This is a genomic window from Mesorhizobium sp. M0174, from assembly GCF_040322275.1.
Taxonomy (GTDB): Bacteria; Pseudomonadota; Alphaproteobacteria; order Rhizobiales; family Rhizobiaceae; genus Mesorhizobium.
The window spans coordinates 41,891-57,496 of the sequence record NZ_JAMYTB010000026.1 but is presented as its reverse complement, the minus strand read 5'-3'; the positions used below and the strand labels follow the sequence as shown (position 1 = coordinate 57,496).

The following is a 15,606-nucleotide window of genomic DNA, read 5'->3' as shown; positions in this document are numbered from 1 at the left end:
AGCGCTGTCGGATCGACGGTCCCGTCGATCCGCAATCGCGCGCCGTTCGGAAAGGCCACGACGATCCTGCCGGCCGGATTCGGGCAATCGGCGACGGGACGCTCGACCTCGGGCAGATCGTTCACTTCGATCCGCGCGAAAGTTGCCACCGCCCGATCGGCCTCGAGCTCGCCGCCGGCCATCTGCTTGCACCAGGCATAGAGCTGTGACGGAGCTACACCGAACGCCTCCGCGACCTCGGTCACCGACGACCCCGCCGCGCTCGCCAGATCGACCAACGCGCGCTTCTCCGTGCAACCCCACAGCCTTCGTTGCCGCACGCGCCCGGGCACCGTTGTAAGATCTTCGGCCGCCGCGGCGCCGCTTAACTCGGCGACCATATCGCCCGTTGCATGTTCCAATGTCATGGCGCGAAAACTCCATGTTCATCGGCCTCTTGCAAGGTGCCTTGGCGCACCGCTTACGGGCTTCGCGGAGGCCGTTTTCCGGAGATATAACCAGCGATGTTACAGCCTAAATCGAGCACGCCAATTGCCGACGAAGTGCACTGGTCGGACAGCCTCACGGCATACGATAAAGCGCATTTCACGACTTATATGCGGCTCCTAGACGCCTCCGCCGATGATGCGAGCGAAGAAGAGATGGCCCACCTCATCCTCGGCATCGATCCAGCACGCGAACCGGAGCGCGCCAGGAAGGCTCTTCGTAGTCATCTCGACCGTGCGAACTGGATGGTCACAACTGGCTACAAGGTATTATTCGCCGGCTGAACAATCCCGCTGTGCGCTCCGTTTCGCCTTTCAAGCAAGGAAACGCTCCTTGAAAACGCGGTCTCGCAGAGGGTGTATTGCATGTAGTTCGTTGGCAAAGTCACCGTACCAATCGGGTGCAATAAGTTGCATCATGATGGCGTCTGGGAAGGAATGGCCCTGCATTGGAGGCGAATGGCCACCCGAAACAGCCTGTGCTCATGCTCAGGACTACCAACGACGAATTCAGTTTCTCAGAGAATTGAAGATCGCGAGGAGACCAGCAGGGCTACGGCCTGATCCTTAGTGTGCACGCCGAGCTTCTTCTTCGCATTCTCGAGGTGGAAAGCGACGGTGCGCGGTTTGATGCCCAAGATGCAGCCCATAGCCCAGGCAGACTTTCCGCGCGCCGCCCATTGCAGACATTCATATTCACGAGGTGTCAACGAAACGCCGTCCACTGTTCGGTTGCCGGACAGCTTTCGACGAGCATAAATGTGAAAAAATGTCGCCATGAGTTGGAGCGCCTGTTCATGTCGCTCAGCAACGCGCAGGAATGCGGAATTGGGCTTATCAGCGGCAAACGTCATCGCTGCAACACAGCCTCTACGATCGATAATCGGGATCGTCAAACCGCAGCGGATGCTAAACTGGGCCGCCTCATCAAATAGCTTCTGTTGAGCCGGCGACATCTCAACGCCACGCAAATCCGATCCCCATGGAAACGGGCAGCCGCCACACCGCGCACGCATGATGACGGGATCGACTTTCTGATACTGGTTTTGGAGATAGTGCGCGGTCCAGGGAGGCGGATAATTCGAGATCAGCTTGGGCTCGCCACAAGATTGCAATGGCAACGCCAGATAGGCAAAGGTGAGTAGATCAAGTGCTGTGGCCGCCCCGGCCATGGCATCCCGGAAATCTGTTTCATCGACACTCTCCGACAGCTTTTCCACAAATGTCTCGAAGAGAAGCGGCATCTTCTTCGTCATTGTCCTGACTCGATCCCTCCATCCGTCTACTGCGCGCCACCCAGATCTGGAGACTCCGCCAACCCGGCCGCACAACTGCGGCCGGGTTTTGCGGGGAGTGGCGGGGCTGACCGTCGTTACAGAATGCGACGGAGCTTGCATGATCTTCGCACCGGTCGTCCCCAACCGCAGCTGCGCTGGACTGTTTGAACGACCATCACCGAGAAGCTACAGCATCTTCCCAACGCAATAGTGCAATCAGAGAGCTTCTTGGGGCGAAATGAAATCCTCGCCGCCCCCGCATCATGCAATGGTGAGAAGTCATTCTGCGCCACCATGATCGGGGCCGTATCAAAGCCGTCATTAATCCAATGGTTGCCGCGTGAACGTCGGTCGACACGGAAGAGCACAACGGATAGGCGCATCTCGCCGCTTTGAGCGCTATGATCCGGACGTATTGTTGCGCCGCTTTCTGATCGTTGGTGGGCAGATCGACTCCAAACATTTAGCATGGCTAGAGGTGCCGCTGTTCTCCGCTAATTCAAATACCAATCTATCATCTTAAGCCGGGCCCAACCCAAGCCGGCACTATCGCTCGACACTGCTGCGGCGACATTCGATTGAAGGCTCTGAAGCACTTTGCGAAGTGCGAAGCAGACGTAAACCCGCAGGCCATGGCAATGTCGATGATGGGCATCCGTGTGCCTTCGATCAGGCGCTTCGCATGGTCTGTGCGAATCCGGAGATAGTGACGCACTGGCGGAAGTCCGATATGGGAAGCGAACATGCGTTCCAGCTGGCGCCGCGATACTCCGGCCCGTCGCGCGACCTCCTCCATTGTCAGCGGGAACTCCACATTTTCTTCCATGATCCGCATTGCCATCAGGAGCTTGTCGCTCACACCGGCAAAGGCTAGACCCGACGGCCCGGTCTGGCGGTTTGATCCTGAGCGCTGACCTTGGACAGTCGCGTGGCGGCAGACCTCCTGTGCAATATACCCGCCGGCATGGCTGCCGATCAGATCGATCGCCAGGTCGAAAGCTGCCAGTTCTCCCGCGCAGGTTGAATACTGGCCGTCCTTGACAAACAAGGAATCGCTTATGCGGGGCTGGTTGAACACTTCGGCGAAAGCAGCGAGCCGCGACCAGTGTATCGTGCAGCGTGTGCCTGCCAGAAGACCCGTCCGAGCAAGCAGCCATGTCGCTGTCCCAACCGCAGTTATCGGCAGCCCGCGACGCGCCATCGTTCGCAGAAATCCGTTGAGTTCAGGCGTCAGTTGCTGTTCTACCAGCTCGCCCGTCACGATAGCGAGCTGGTTCGGTCTGCGATCGCCCGCACCGGAAACCAGCTCGTCTATCGCGACATCAACGGCAACCGAAAGGCCGTTGGCGCCCTCGATTGGCCGAGGGTCAAGCCCCGCGATTCGCCACCGGAACAGTGGCAGCCTCGATACCGTGTTGGCGATGCGAAAAGGTTCGATATAGGCGTGAAGCGCCAGGTGCGAGAACCCGGGTAACAAAAGAACCACCAAGTCAAACGGTCGATCGGCCGCCGCCGAAATATTCGGCGTGGCCAACGACGTCATTGCGATGATGTTGGCCGGCGCGTTCACTAGGATCCGTACGTGACTACCGGCTCACCGAAGATGCCGGGTTCCGGTTTGACACCGAGGCCTGGCAGCTGGGGTACGGCGATGTGACCATTTTCGATGACGATGGGATTCTTCGCGTCGAAATGTCCTTCGATATATTCCTGCGCGATCCAGGCGCCCTCGAAACGGCGCGGCTCAACAGTGGAAGCTAAATGCACGCAAGCCGCCGCGATTATGTCGCCACCCCATGCGTCATCACAGCTGTGCGGTAACGAGCGGATGGCGCAAAGATCACGCATCGTCGCCATTTTGGTGAGGCCGCCAAGACGGGTGACCTTGAAGCCGAAGCCATCTGCGATGCCGAGGGAGATCGCCCGGAGCACTGCATTCTGATCTTCGGTGTTCTCATCCAGATAGATCGGATGCGTGACCCTGCCCTTTAGAGTGGCGACCTCATCCATAGTGTTGCAGGGCTGTTCGAAAACAAAGGGGATCGCCTGGCAAAGCCGATCGAGATGGATCGCTGCAGCGACAGTGAGGCCCCTGTTGCCATCCACTGCGATACGCGCATTATGGCCGACCACCTCCCAAACCTTGTGAACCGTGGCGACATCCTTTTCGAGATTTCGGCCCGAGATTTTGACCTGCAGGCGTGGATAACCTGACTTCACCTTGTCGTTGGCAATCCTGGCCGTTTCGTCCGGTGAGCCAACAATCAGCGAGTAGTAGGACGGGACGCGATCGGTCAGGGCGCCGCCCAACAGCGTTGAAACCGGCACTCCCAGCCGTTGCCCAAGGAGATCGAGAAATGCTATGTCGAACGCTGCCTTGGCATAGTCATGCCCGCTCAAGCGCTCGTCCATGCGTTTGGCGAGAAGCCGGATCGAGGCAATCTCAGCGCCGATAAGACCCGGCGCGATTTCGGCAATCGCCGCGCGTGCGCCGAGTGCATGATGCGGCTGATAAACCGGCCCTACCGGGCAGGTTTCGCCCCAGCCAGTCAACCCGTCATTTGTCACAACCTCGACAAGGGTGCTGTCAAGCGCGTCGACGTCGGTGCTTGCCATTCGATAGGTGCCGCCTTTAACAGGCAGCTTGGTACTATAGACGTTGATCCGGTCAATGCGCATGATGCTCAGTATTCCTCGTTGAGTGCGTCGACGGCGGGGATTTCCCTTGAGCGACGATCGATATAAGCGCGCAATTCCTCGTCCTTCGCGACATCGAGCTTAGGTTCTTGATATTCGGCCAGAAGGAGGCGCGCATGATCGAGGGCACGTTGCTTGATATCCTTGGAGCCATCAGCGTACCACTGCTCGATCGAGTTATTGTCGAAGAGTTTCGGAATAAAGAAGGCCTTCTCGAAGTTCGCCTGTGTATGCGGATGGCCAAAGTAATGGCCGCCTGGGCCGACGTCGCGGACCGCGGCCAGGGCTTCATCAAAATCGTCCCACTGGATGCCTTGCGTCATGCGATAGCCCATGGCGCAGACTTCGGCGTCGACAACGAACTTTGCGATCGAGCAGTGCATGCCGGCTTCATTCCAGCCAGCCGAATGCCAGATGTAGTTTGCGCCGGACATCAGCACGGCCATCATCGTCATCGCACTTTCATAGCCAGCTTGCGCATCGAAGATCTTGGCTCCACCGAGCAGGTTCGAAGTGCGCCAGGGCACGTTATAGCGACGAGCCATCTGGCCGATCATGAAATTCATGAGCGATATCTCTGGCGTTCCCGCCATCGGCGCTCCCGATTGCATCGACACGGTCGACAGGTAATGCCCATAAATGGCAGGGCAGCCCTTGCGCGCCACCTGCGTGTAGGCGAGTGCCGAAAGCGCCTCCGCATTGAGCTGCGCCACTGCCGCCGCGGTGGAGGCTGGCGTGTTCGCGCCGCCGAGAACGAAGGGCGAGCACAAGACGGGCTGGTTGCGCCGGCAGAAAGCACGCATGCCGCCCAGCATGACCTGGTCCCATACCAGCGGCGAATTGCCATTGCAGTTTCCGGTAGTCACTGCGTGCTTCTCGAGGAAGCCCTCGCCGAAAAGGATCTCGCACATGTCGAGCACGTCCTCGGCATTTTTGGGCGAGGTGGTCATGCCCATGAAAATCTTGTCGGAGTGCTTCATTGACGAATAGGTGATGTGCAGGTGCCGATGCGCGACAACAATGTCCATTGGCTCGACGATGTGGTGCGCCGATGAATGCAACGCTGGCATCATGTGAGCCAGCTTATGGAAGGTCCCAAGGTCCGCGATCGTCGGGCCACGCCTGACGTCATCAAGGTCGCGCATGTACGGCGCGCCGGTCATCGGCACGAAGATGGATTTGTCGCCTCCGAGCTCGACATTCTTCGCTGGATCTCGCGCGAAGTACTGGACGTTGGGGGGAATGGTCTTGATCAGCTCCATGACCAGGCCGCGATCGAGATGAACGCGGTCATCCGCGCGAACGTCCGCTCCGGCTCTCTTCCAGTCCTCAATCGCGATCGGATCGCGAAACACCACGCCCACTTCTTCCAGGATGGCGAGAGAAGCCTCATGAACGCGTTCAACCTGCTCGACATCCATCGGCTCTATCACAGGCAGGCCCCGCTTCAGCGTCGGCAACATGTCGACCTTTGGCGCCGTGCGGATCGTCCGCCGCGCTTCCCGCCCTCCTCTACGAGAAAGTTGTAGTTGAGCAGTCATGCCGGCCTCCAAGAAAAACGATGCAGCCTGTGTGGGCCGGCCGGAACTATTGCCGGAGTCTGAAGGTTTGACCTACTGCAAAACTCTCACGCGTCTGTTGACTAAAGCGCCGCGGCAGACGGGCACGTCCATCAGGTTACTCGCGTCGGAGTTCAGTTTCGTGGCTAACAGTAGCGGCCGCCGACAGCACTTACTCGGCTTTATTCCAGAGCCACTAGATGGAAGAAACCAGCCAAGGCAGCGGCGCAGGTACAATCGACGAGACGCCACCGAAATAAAGTCAATCGGGAGGCTACTTTTTTGCGCAGACGAGCTTCCGCGGCTCCGTGCTAGCAGATTTTTGCTTGGTATTGGTGGGGGACCCAAAGTTGTGACTCTAGGAGCCAACTTGGGAGCTGAATTTCGCAGCATGGGATGGAAGGAATGAGATTTGCGGGATCTGCGACAGCCGCCGTAGCAGATTCGTCGCGAACTCCTGAGAAGGCCCACGCCCCGAATATCGGTGCGCGCATAGTTTGGTATGATTTGCAGCTAAACCGCCTCGAAAGACACAACAGTACCCCTCAACACGTTGTCCGGCGTTCCGAGGGGTGGATATCCGACTCTTTAGGCGAAGGACCGACCGGAAGAATCCCCATCAGAACAAACAAAAAAACGGGGAATGACCGCAATGAGGCATCTCGCCCGAGGCACGACTCCACGACGGCTCGCATTTCATGACGGAGTCGTCGGACAGAACTTGATCGAAATCGTTGGTGCACCAAGCGCCCGGAAAGACATGGAGACGAAGTTGTCGAATAACTGAAAATATCAACGCGCCAAGAACGCCATCGATGCCCGTTTCAAAGACGTCGAAACGGTGACGGTTGTCGACTACACCCGTGACACGTCATTGACGTCCATACCGACGAACAAAGCCTACCGAATGGATGCGGTTCACCTCTATGTGGACATCTTGAACCTCCGTGACATGCTCGAAAGCACCGACGTGGAGGGCGAGACCTGTCACAAGAGGACGCTCCGCTTTCTCAATCTTCACTACAGGGCCGTACGCAGAATCTTAGCGGCGTCGGATGCCCTGCGTGTCGATTTTCACAACCAGCGCCTCCACGCGGTTGTCGCCAAGCCCTACGGCGAAGATTCGGAAGGCGATCGCGTGAACCGAGCGGTGGCGATTGCACGATTGATCAGCGACGTCCTGCAGGAAACGGGCGACGACGATGAGAACATTCCCGCAGCACAGGTTCGCATCGGCATAGACAGCGGCCGCGCGCTGGTCGTCAACAACGGTCGCGGCGGCAATCGGGAACCACTATTCCTTGGCCGCCCTGCCAATATGGCTGCAAAGATCGCGTCGAACGAACCGACGTCGGAATCTCTCTCAGCTATGAGGCACGATCTGCAATCGGCCTTGAAGAGCTCGATGCCGAGGACATCCCGCTTACGCCATTGACCGAGGAAGAGATCGCCGAGTGCCAGGATGCAGCGCAGCTCGGCTTGAGCACGGACACGCTGGTGTCCGAATGGCGCGCTGACAACAAGAACAATCCGATCGGCTCCTTTGTTTTCGCGCGAGTCACGCCACCCCTGAGAGATCTCGACATCTCGCTACTGACGCCGGGCAACTCAAGGCGCATGGAGACGATTTCGGTCTACGCTGACGTCGACAATTTCACGGGTCTACGTGGATGCCCATATCGACGACGATCCGGAAGACGTTGTTCGCTGTCTCCATGTCATCCGCTCAGAGCTTGATCGAGTTCTTTCTTGCGACTTCTCGGGACGTCGTATCAGGTTCATCGGTGACTGCATCCATGGCCATTTGATGGAGGGAACCGCCTTTCAGACCTACACCGAGGACACGGTATCGACTGGAACACTCTGCGCCGGCGCCCTCAGGAGCAGCTTCGACCTGGCGCTTGAGCGGCTGCGCGCAAATGACGTGGATACGGACGATCTGGGACTGGCGATTGGTTTTGAGTTTGGACCAACTGCCATCACCCGACTTGGCATGCAGGGCAATCGTGTTCGCTGCTCCACTGGACGAGCAGTTTTGGGATCAGAGGACGAACAGAAACGCTGCACTGGCGAGCAGACGGCAATCGGCCAAACCGCATATGACGGAGGCCCGGCATCGGTGCGCACGCTCTTCGGAACGTCGAGGCGAAAGTCCGGCCTCACCTATGATGTGGTGCTCGAAGCGCTCGTTGCCGATGAAAACAAGGTGGCCAAAGCCATCCACGGTGCCGCTTACGCGGTGGTGAGTCCTTCAATAGCCAGAGCTGCCGAAGCGCCATTTCGACCTTACTTGGAGAAGCGCTAACTCCATGTCGGCCGTGCGGCTTCTGACTGAGACTGCAACCTTGAACCATGCCGTCCTCATGCGCGAGAACGGCGACAGCGCAATCTTTGCTGTCCAGCCCGCGCTTGCTTCCGGTGCCCCAGCGACTAAATTTCTTATTGAGATCACGCGGGTCGGCGAGACAGTCAAAGCTCGCGAGGTGAAGCCAGACCGCCTTCCGTCATTCTGCCCGGAACGTCACATAAACTTCGATGGAAGCTTCTGCCTTTTTTGGGCGGAGCTCGAGCGTCACACCATCGACAATCATGAGGCGGCGGCGGGATGGTGGGGGAAGTTGCTCATTTTTCTCCTTAGGCAGGGCACTGCGGCGGTGCTCCGCTCATGGCCAGGAAAGGCCGATGCTAGAGCCCATGGGCCAGAGGCAGCGAGATTTCAAGCGGTCGCAGAATTCAATGCGTCCAATCTCGGCAAAGCATTCATATCCTCTCTCCGAGAGGAGCGTTTTTCGACCGTGGAGAAGCGAGTAAACAACGAGCGTCGGGTCCGACTGCTCCTGAACGGGAAGAGGATACTGTCGGTAGTTCGAAACGATCGTCGCGTCATGACGCTTCGGCAAAGATGCAAACGCGGCGATGGGAACCGGCCGATTTCCGCCTGCTCGGACCACGCAGATGTCCTTGCCGATTTCGCGCTGGCGTTAGATGGCTGGCGTGAGGCGGAGCAGTCGTTCTTCTACAGTTTCAAAAACACAACGCTGAAATTGCTGCGGGACAATGGACAACTGCCCTCTCGCCGACTTTCTGGCCGTGCAGTTGGATGAGGCAGCATAGGATTTCAATGGCCAAGAACGACCAGCAAGATACTTACGAGAAACTGCTTTCGGCCAATCACGGCCGGATGCTGGACCTTGTAAAATTTGCAGAAACGAAGAACGCGGCTCTGCTTACGTTTTGCTCGGTTTGGATGGGATCGATCATCACGATGCTCCGATCTCCGGACGAACCAGCCATGGGCTACCGCGCAGCGTTCCTCGTCGTTCTTCCGCTCTTGGCGGTGGCGGCAGTCATATCGTTGACTTCATTCCTGCCAAAATTCCTACATCACTTTCATCGGGCCGCGGATGGCTCGACGAACCTCCTCTATTTCGGCGACATCGCAAAACTGGAAGCCGGGGAATTCGGTGAAGCCGCCAAGAAGCGATATTTTCCGGAGGAAGGGCAATCCGCAACCGATGACTATCTAGACGACATGGCTCTCCAGGTTGCGGTACAGGCCCGCATCGCAAATCGTAAATTTAAGACTTTCAACGCAGCCGGCCGACTCGTCCTTGCTTTATGTGTCTGTATGGCAACGCCACCGGTTGTCTGGGCTCTTCAAACAACATGGGCAACCGTTCAGCGTTGGGTTATTGCAAGTCGCTAGGCGGTTGTCGACGTCAGAATGTGCGGTCAGGTTCGCTGGAAAGCTCGGTATGGCCAAGGACGACGCAGGATCGGCTAACATCGCAACCGCCTGTAAGGAGTTTTTGACCAGATCGCAAAACCCGAACGCCGTACACTGCGCAGGCATGGTCGACGGCTGCGGGCACCAGTGGCAAGTCGCGGCATAAACCTCAAACGCCAGTGTCTTTCCGACGCTGCCTTCAGCCGACAACCAGACGTACTGGTTTGCCTACGCGGGCCAGCATGCTCACCAAGGCATCCATCGTGAATTTGCTGGTCTTCCTGTTCACGACATCGGAGTTGCGCGGTCTGGTCACATGAAAAATCTTGGCAGCCTCCTCCTGTTTCAAGTGGTTCTCCTTGATACAAACAGCCAGCTCTCCCATGAGCTGCTCCTTCAAGAGAGGAGCTCCTCGATATGCTTTCTGGACTCCCCGTGATAAAGCTTGGCTTCATTTTCCGAAAAGCCCAGTTCCGCGACAGATTAGCTCCCGGCTTCGTAACATGCCTGATTTCGGTGGCAATTTCACTCATTTGCTCAAACCTCTTCCGAATGACTGCCTTGTGGCGTGCAGAAGCAATCTCCTTGTCGCGTTTTGACGTGGCCTCCGTTTCTTCTAGAAGCAGTGAAGGACATCGATCGCTCGACGTCGCCGGCAACCACACGCCCCCCCGCAACGAACTCTCTGGAGATCGCTTGCCCGGTATCTCCCCCCGCGCCTGTTATCACCGCAGTCTTCGTCTTCTCAACGCCAGTCACAGGCTAGCCATCTTTAAAGGGATAGTTCGGTTCATAGTCTCTGAAAGGCTGCTGAAGACCAGTGGGGCAGCCCTGCAAAAGTCTCACCCCCTTGTTTAGTTGCCAAGCGCAGACAATTCCCCGGGCATGTTCCGCTGCAGCCGCGTCGGACATGGATTTGGCAGAGTCGCAGATCGCGAAGCATGGTTCATACAAATCTCCTATGTTCCGCCGCAAATGGGTGGGGATCGCAGCCATAGTCGGTCGAAACGCAGGCTATCGCGTCGCCTTGTAAATGGGTGTCCCAACATATTCAGCCGGCTTGCTCTATTTGTCGCGCGGCGCGATTATCGAAGTGTTTGGAGCTTGAGATGGTTCGCCGCTATTATGACCTGCCGTCCCTGACTGCTTTAGCTGTTTTCGAGGCGTCTGCCCGGCACCTGTCATTCAAATTGGCTGCTGCGGAACTGAACGTCACTCCTGGCGCCGTCAGCCGACAGATAAAAGCGATCGAGGACGAACTGGGGGTTCCGCTGTTTACCCGATTGGGAACCGGTGTGGCGCTGACAAGCGCCGGCGAAGATCTTTATGGCGTGTTGGCCAGCGGTTTTTCGCGGGCCGCAGACATCGTCCGAAATGTGAAACGCGGCGACCGTTCCAAGAACGTCACGCTGGCGTGCACGGACGCCTTCGCGTCGACGTGGCTGATCCCACGGATGCCGGACTTCTGGACACGGTACCAGGATATTGCCGTTGACCACCTTATCTCGGACAATCCTCGCGATTACCGCCGAGCCGAGGTCGAATTGCGCATTCGGTACGGGTTCGGATCGTGGTCGAATGAAGATGCTGAGCTCCTTTTCGATGAAACAATCTACCCGGTATGCGGGCCGGGATTTGCAAGCAAGCATCGCGATGCAACGGCTGAGTCGTTGGCCGACCTCCCGTTGCTGCATGTTGACTGGGTGGATCCCGACTGGGCTGGCTGGGACGAGGTCTTACGGCGCGCAGGGGTGTCGCATGGGCCGACCCGCGGTCGGCGCTTCGGCAAGTTCTTTGTGGCGCTTCAGGCTGCTCAAGCCGATCAAGGGGTGGCTGTTGGCTGGCACCGCCTTGTCAAGGCGCAGATTGACGAAGGGAAACTCGTCAGACTGACCGATCTCGAGCTCCCAGCCCCTGGCAGCTACTATCTCACCTGGTATCAAAATCGCACGCTTTCCCCTGCCGCCCAGAGCCTCCGTAGCTGGATCCGGGAAGCGGCCGCGCAAGAACGAGAAAGCTAGAGCTCTCTGCCGGCGCGCTTCTGCATCGCCCACAGCTTCAGCGGCGCGCCGATCGACATCAGCGGTTCTGGATAAAGCCGAGCCGGGGCTGGCTCTTTCAGGGCATCTGCAACCATTGGCTCGTTACTGCCAACGGCAAGATCGGCAGCCAGCATTCCGTAGAGGGTGCCTTGCACCGTTCCGAGACCATTGCAGCATCCAGCTACGAACACCCTCTCATCGACTTCGCCGAATGCAGGAGCGGAGTTGAGGGAAAGGCAAAGGTGGCCTCCCCATCGAAACTCCATAGGTATTTCACCCAGCATCGGGAAGCGCGCCTGGAATGATCGCTCGTGCACGGCGCCGATCCGACGGATCCTCTTCTCACTGGTGGACATGTCCGGATTATGGGTGAAGGTGTTGCGGACGACGATCCGATCGCTGATCCTGCGGATGGTTGACCCCATCGGGTCGGCCGGGATCAAGCCCCAATGCGGCTCACCTCCCAGCGCTGTCTGTTCGCTCTTGGAAAGCGGCGTCGTCATGCTGGCGTAAGTGAACACATGCAGCAGGCGTTTCTTGAAGAAGCCAAAGCTTTCGAGATGACCGTTAACGGTGAGGATCAACCGTGGCGCGGTGATCTCGCCCTCGGCCGTCTTGGCAGTGTGCAGTTTGCCTGTTTGCAGAGAAGTCACCGGTGAATTCTCGAATAGCTGCACACGCCTCGACAAACCTTCGGCGAGTCCACGAATGAAGCCGGCCGGCTGTGCCATTACCGTTCCAGGCGTAAACGTACCGCCGACGAAGAACTCGGTTCCGGTGATTTCCTTCAACTGCAGCGCGTCGAGCCGCTCGAATGGCTCGCCTAGCCCCGTCAGGTGTTTTTCGAATTCGCGCAGGACGGCAACACCGTGATCGGTTGCGGCTCCGTGGTACTTGCCGGCCCGAACGAAGTATTTCTGCAACGCATATTCGTCCGCGGCCGAAGCCGAAAATTCGATCGCGGCGCGGTTCATGCGGATGCGCTTGCGGTCGCGGTCCTGACTTCCGCCGTAATGCTCCCCACCGAGCTCGTGCGGCAGATCGATCATGAAGCCGGAGTTGCGTCCGGCAGCACCCCAGCCGACGCGCTGAGCATCGATCACCACTATGCGCTCGTTCGGCACCAGTTGTGAGAGGCGCCGCGCGGCCGCCAAGCCAGCAAACCCAGCTCCTACAATGAGCCAGTCCGCCTTGTGACGGCCGCGCAGCACCTCAGGTGCCTTGGGAGGCGGCAGAATACCGTACCAGCCGGGCATGGATGTGTCCGCAGGGGTGCGGGCAGCCTCATAATCGCTCATCGATGCGACCAGGCTAGTCTACCGAACGCGAGACCTTAGGATCGGAGATGTCCGCCCAGATGGTCTTGAGTTCAGTATATTGGTCGTGGGCATGCAAAGACTTGTCTCGTCCCCCGAAGCCCGAAAGCTTGAAGCCGCCGAAGGGTGTCGAGACGTCTCCTTCGCCGTAGCAATTGATGGTCACCGTCCCTGCGCGAATATCCCTTGCGATGCGATGCGCCTTGCCGAGATTGGCGGTAAAGATCGATGCTGCAAGCCCGTATTGCGTGTCGTTGGCGACTCGAAGCGCCTCGTCAGCGTTGGCGACTTTGATTACCGACAGCACTGGACCGAAAATTTCCTCTCGCGCAATCGCCATTTCGGGCGTGACATCGTCGAATACGGTAGGCTCGATGAAATAGCCTTTGCCGTACTTGTGTGCGTTGCCGCCCGTGACGATCCTGGCGCCTTCCTCCCGCCCCTTCTTGATGTAGCCCATGATGCGGTCGAACTGCTCCTTCGACACAATGGCGCCGAGCCGATTGCCCGGATCCAGTGGCTCGCCCAAAGGCCATTCCTTTAGCTTGTGGAGGACGGTTTCCACCAAGCGATCCTTGATCTTCTCGTGTACGATCAGGCGGGAATTGGACGAGCAGTTCTCGCCCATGTTCCAGAAAACAGCTTGGGTGACGTGCTGTGCAACAACGTCGAGGTTCTCGGCGTCTTCCAGCACGATGCATGGGTTCTTTCCGCCGCATTCGAGCACGACGCGCTTGAGATTGGACTTGGCGGAATATTCCAAGAATTTCCGGCCGACGTCAGTTGACCCGGTGAAGGCGACCATGTCGATATCGGGATGCACGCCGAGTGCCTTGCCGGTCACTTCGCCCGGACCGGTGACGATTTGCAGGACGCCTGACGGCAGCCCGGCCTCATGCGCCAGTTCGGCGATCCGCAACGTCGACATGTTGGTCTGCTCGGCCGGCTTGACAATGACGGAGTTCCCCGTCGCAAGTGCCGGACCGATCTTCCAGGCCAGCATGAGGATCGGGAAATTCCAGGGCAGAACGCAGGCGACCACGCCCAGCGGCTGGCGCACGATCATCGACACGACATCGTCGCCCGAAGGTGACGTCTGGCCGTAGAGCTTATCGGTGGCTTCCGCATGCCATTCCAGGCAATGCAGAGCCTCGGGGATGTCTATGGTTTCGACGTCGAAGATCGGCTTGCCGCTTTCGAGCGTCTCAAGTACTGCAAGCTCATGGGCGTTTCGCTTCATCAGTTTCACGAGCCGCCGCAGGACGCGCTTGCGCTCGCTCGGATGCGCACGCGACCAGGCGCCCGATTCAAACGCCAGTCGCGCCTTCTCGACAGCGAGATCGACATCGGCCTGGCCGCAGGAAGCGATCTTGGCGATGACCTGCCCTGTCGCGGGATTGATGGTCTCGAAAGTATCCCCAGATTGTGCAGCCCGCGCCTTGCCATCTATTACTGCGCTGGTCGGCAGTGGCAGGCTGTCCGCTAAGTTCTGGTACTCATCACGCGTTAATAGCGATGACATTCTCGGAAGCCCTCTTCTGGGATTTTACAGTGATTGATGCGATGACTGCCTTAAGAGTGCGGATCGTCGACTCGAGTTCCCGCTTCTGTTCGTCGCCGAGTGCCCGCATCGGCAGGCGCACGGGCCCAGCCGGCAATCCAGCCAATTCGCACCCGAACTTGATGCTCTGGACGAATTTGCCGCCCTGTTCGAGAAGCCTCATCAGAGGCAGAAGCGCCGACATGATCTGCCGGCCCTTGGTGAAGTCCTTCTCGATCACGCAGGCTTCGTATAGCGCGAGGTGCTCTGTCGGCAGGCAGTTGCCGGCGCCGCAGACCCATCCTTTTGCGCCCCAGGCGAAGAATTCAAGCGCCTGATCATCCATGCCGCAGAACAGATCGATGTGCGGGTAGTCACGAGCCAAGGCGTGCAGCTGGTTCATGCTGCCGCTGGATTCCTTGATGGCACAGAAATTGGAGCTGCGACCGACCCGGTCCAGGAACTCGACGTCCATCATCGTGCCGGTGCGTCCGGGATAGTTGTAGAGCATCGCCGGTAGATTGGCGGCCTTGTCGATCGCAAGTGCATGATTGGCAAGTTCGAGCTGCGTGGGAACAGCGTAGTACGGCGAGCCGATCAGGATGCCGTCGTACTTGAGGTCCTTTGCAATTAGCGCGTATTCAATGCAGTCGTCGGTGCGAATGGCGCCGACGCCGGCGATTAGGGGCATCTTCCCCTTCACCACGTTCCTGGCAAGCTTAAGAAGGCTGACACGCTCGTCGCGTGACTGGGCGTAGTACTCTCCTGTCGTGCCACCGACAATGATACCGTGGACGCCAGTCGAGACTAGGTGCTCGACCATGACGCAGAAACCGTCACGGTCGATCGACCCGTCCGCGTGAAAGGGCGTTGTGACGGGCGGAATAACGCCTTTGAACGACATCTGCCTCGCTCCAGTTTGGGGCTACAGGTCAGTGTTATATGCAAGCTGAGGAGTGGGAG

The 15,606-nt window shown here is 58.3% G+C and carries 15 protein-coding genes; 6 read left to right on the top strand and 9 right to left on the bottom strand.

Annotation, left to right across the window (positions count from 1 at the left end; genetic code table 11):
* Positions 1-407, bottom strand: a 407-nt coding sequence (locus NKJ13_RS28200) for a transposase (protein ID WP_352778968.1), incomplete at its 3' end; no start/stop codon positions are given.
* Positions 408-503: 96 nt separating this feature from the next.
* Between NKJ13_RS28200 and NKJ13_RS28195 the strand changes: the two genes are divergently transcribed.
* Positions 504-770, top strand: a complete 267-nt coding sequence (locus NKJ13_RS28195) for a DNA -binding domain-containing protein (protein WP_352778966.1) — start codon at positions 504-506, stop codon at positions 768-770.
* A gap of 233 nt (positions 771-1,003) precedes the next feature.
* On the opposite strand, the gene NKJ13_RS28190 is transcribed toward NKJ13_RS28195, so the two are convergent.
* The 4 genes from NKJ13_RS28190 to NKJ13_RS28175 all read right to left on the bottom strand — a co-directional run bounded on the left by NKJ13_RS28190 (position 1,004) and on the right by NKJ13_RS28175 (position 6,000).
* Positions 1,004-1,729, bottom strand: coding sequence for an autoinducer binding domain-containing protein (locus tag NKJ13_RS28190; RefSeq protein WP_502901948.1), 726 nt, complete (start codon positions 1,727-1,729; stop codon positions 1,004-1,006).
* A 547-nt stretch (positions 1,730-2,276) separates the two neighbouring features.
* Entirely contained in the window at positions 2,277-3,332 is a 1,056-nt protein-coding gene (locus tag NKJ13_RS28185) for a GlxA family transcriptional regulator (protein ID WP_352778961.1), read from the bottom strand.
* Entirely contained in the window at positions 3,332-4,441 is a 1,110-nt protein-coding gene (locus NKJ13_RS28180) for a mandelate racemase/muconate lactonizing enzyme family protein (protein ID WP_352778959.1), read from the bottom strand. Before NKJ13_RS28180 ends, NKJ13_RS28185 begins: the two co-directional genes overlap by 1 nt.
* Before the next feature lie 5 nt (positions 4,442-4,446).
* Positions 4,447-6,000 (bottom strand): trimethylamine methyltransferase family protein, encoded by a 1,554-nt coding sequence (locus NKJ13_RS28175; protein ID WP_352778975.1) that lies wholly within the window; start codon positions 5,998-6,000, stop codon positions 4,447-4,449.
* Between the two features lie 859 nt (positions 6,001-6,859).
* On the opposite strand from NKJ13_RS28175, the gene NKJ13_RS28170 reads away from it, so the two are divergent.
* The 4 genes from NKJ13_RS28170 (at position 6,860) to NKJ13_RS28155 (ending at position 9,724) form a co-directional block, all read left to right on the top strand.
* Entirely contained in the window at positions 6,860-7,453 is a 594-nt protein-coding gene (locus NKJ13_RS28170) for a nucleotidyl cyclase domain-containing protein (RefSeq protein ID WP_352778957.1), read from the top strand.
* Positions 7,454-7,684: 231 nt separating this feature from the next.
* Positions 7,685-8,323, top strand: a complete 639-nt coding sequence (locus tag NKJ13_RS28165; protein WP_352778955.1) for a nucleotidyl cyclase domain-containing protein — start codon at positions 7,685-7,687, stop codon at positions 8,321-8,323.
* Positions 8,324-8,363: 40 nt separating this feature from the next.
* Positions 8,364-9,122, top strand: a complete 759-nt coding sequence (locus tag NKJ13_RS28160) for an E2 domain-containing protein (RefSeq protein ID WP_352778952.1) — start codon at positions 8,364-8,366, stop codon at positions 9,120-9,122.
* 17 nt (positions 9,123-9,139) lie between these two features.
* Positions 9,140-9,724, top strand: coding sequence for a Pycsar system effector family protein (locus tag NKJ13_RS28155; protein WP_352778950.1), 585 nt, complete (start codon positions 9,140-9,142; stop codon positions 9,722-9,724).
* A gap of 220 nt (positions 9,725-9,944) precedes the next feature.
* Here NKJ13_RS28155 and NKJ13_RS28150 read toward each other — a convergent pair whose 3' ends face one another.
* Entirely contained in the window at positions 9,945-10,145 is a 201-nt protein-coding gene (locus NKJ13_RS28150; protein WP_352778947.1) for a helix-turn-helix domain-containing protein, read from the bottom strand.
* A gap of 709 nt (positions 10,146-10,854) precedes the next feature.
* Between NKJ13_RS28150 and NKJ13_RS28145 the strand changes: the two genes are divergently transcribed.
* On the top strand, positions 10,855-11,766 hold the full coding sequence (locus NKJ13_RS28145; RefSeq protein WP_352691317.1) for a LysR substrate-binding domain-containing protein: 912 nt from the start codon (positions 10,855-10,857) through the stop codon (positions 11,764-11,766).
* On the opposite strand, the gene NKJ13_RS28140 is transcribed toward NKJ13_RS28145, so the two are convergent.
* The 3 genes from NKJ13_RS28140 to NKJ13_RS28130 are packed head-to-tail and all read right to left on the bottom strand — an operon-like array spanning position 11,763 to position 15,547.
* Positions 11,763-13,085, bottom strand: a complete 1,323-nt coding sequence (locus NKJ13_RS28140; protein ID WP_352778945.1) for an NAD(P)/FAD-dependent oxidoreductase — start codon at positions 13,083-13,085, stop codon at positions 11,763-11,765. The genes NKJ13_RS28145 and NKJ13_RS28140 overlap by 4 nt on opposite strands.
* 13 nt (positions 13,086-13,098) lie before the next feature.
* Complete coding sequence (locus NKJ13_RS28135; protein ID WP_352778942.1) at positions 13,099-14,625, bottom strand: aldehyde dehydrogenase; 1,527 nt, start codon at positions 14,623-14,625, stop codon at positions 13,099-13,101.
* Positions 14,603-15,547, bottom strand: coding sequence for a dihydrodipicolinate synthase family protein (locus NKJ13_RS28130; RefSeq protein ID WP_352691320.1), 945 nt, complete (start codon positions 15,545-15,547; stop codon positions 14,603-14,605). The genes NKJ13_RS28135 and NKJ13_RS28130 overlap by 23 nt, the downstream gene beginning before the upstream one ends.
* Positions 15,548-15,606 lie beyond the last annotated feature (59 nt).

What these genes read in the sequence shown, in the direction of transcription:
- NKJ13_RS28195 (WP_352778966.1), top strand. Translation starts at nt 504, where the DNA reads ATGTTACAGCCTAAATCGAGCACGCCAATTGCCGACGAAGTGCACTGG.
- NKJ13_RS28190 (WP_502901948.1), bottom strand. Translation starts at nt 1,729, where the DNA reads ATGCCGCTTCTCTTCGAGACATTTGTGGAAAAGCTGTCGGAGAGTGTC.
- NKJ13_RS28180 (WP_352778959.1), bottom strand. Translation starts at nt 4,441, where the DNA reads ATGCGCATTGACCGGATCAACGTCTATAGTACCAAGCTGCCTGTTAAA.
- NKJ13_RS28175 (WP_352778975.1), bottom strand. Translation starts at nt 6,000, where the DNA reads ATGACTGCTCAACTACAACTTTCTCGTAGAGGAGGGCGGGAAGCGCGG.
- NKJ13_RS28155 (WP_352778950.1), top strand. Translation starts at nt 9,140, where the DNA reads ATGGCCAAGAACGACCAGCAAGATACTTACGAGAAACTGCTTTCGGCC.
- NKJ13_RS28145 (WP_352691317.1), top strand. Translation starts at nt 10,855, where the DNA reads ATGGTTCGCCGCTATTATGACCTGCCGTCCCTGACTGCTTTAGCTGTT.
- NKJ13_RS28140 (WP_352778945.1), bottom strand. Translation starts at nt 13,085, where the DNA reads ATGAGCGATTATGAGGCTGCCCGCACCCCTGCGGACACATCCATGCCC.
- NKJ13_RS28135 (WP_352778942.1), bottom strand. Translation starts at nt 14,625, where the DNA reads ATGTCATCGCTATTAACGCGTGATGAGTACCAGAACTTAGCGGACAGC.
- NKJ13_RS28130 (WP_352691320.1), bottom strand. Translation starts at nt 15,547, where the DNA reads ATGTCGTTCAAAGGCGTTATTCCGCCCGTCACAACGCCCTTTCACGCG.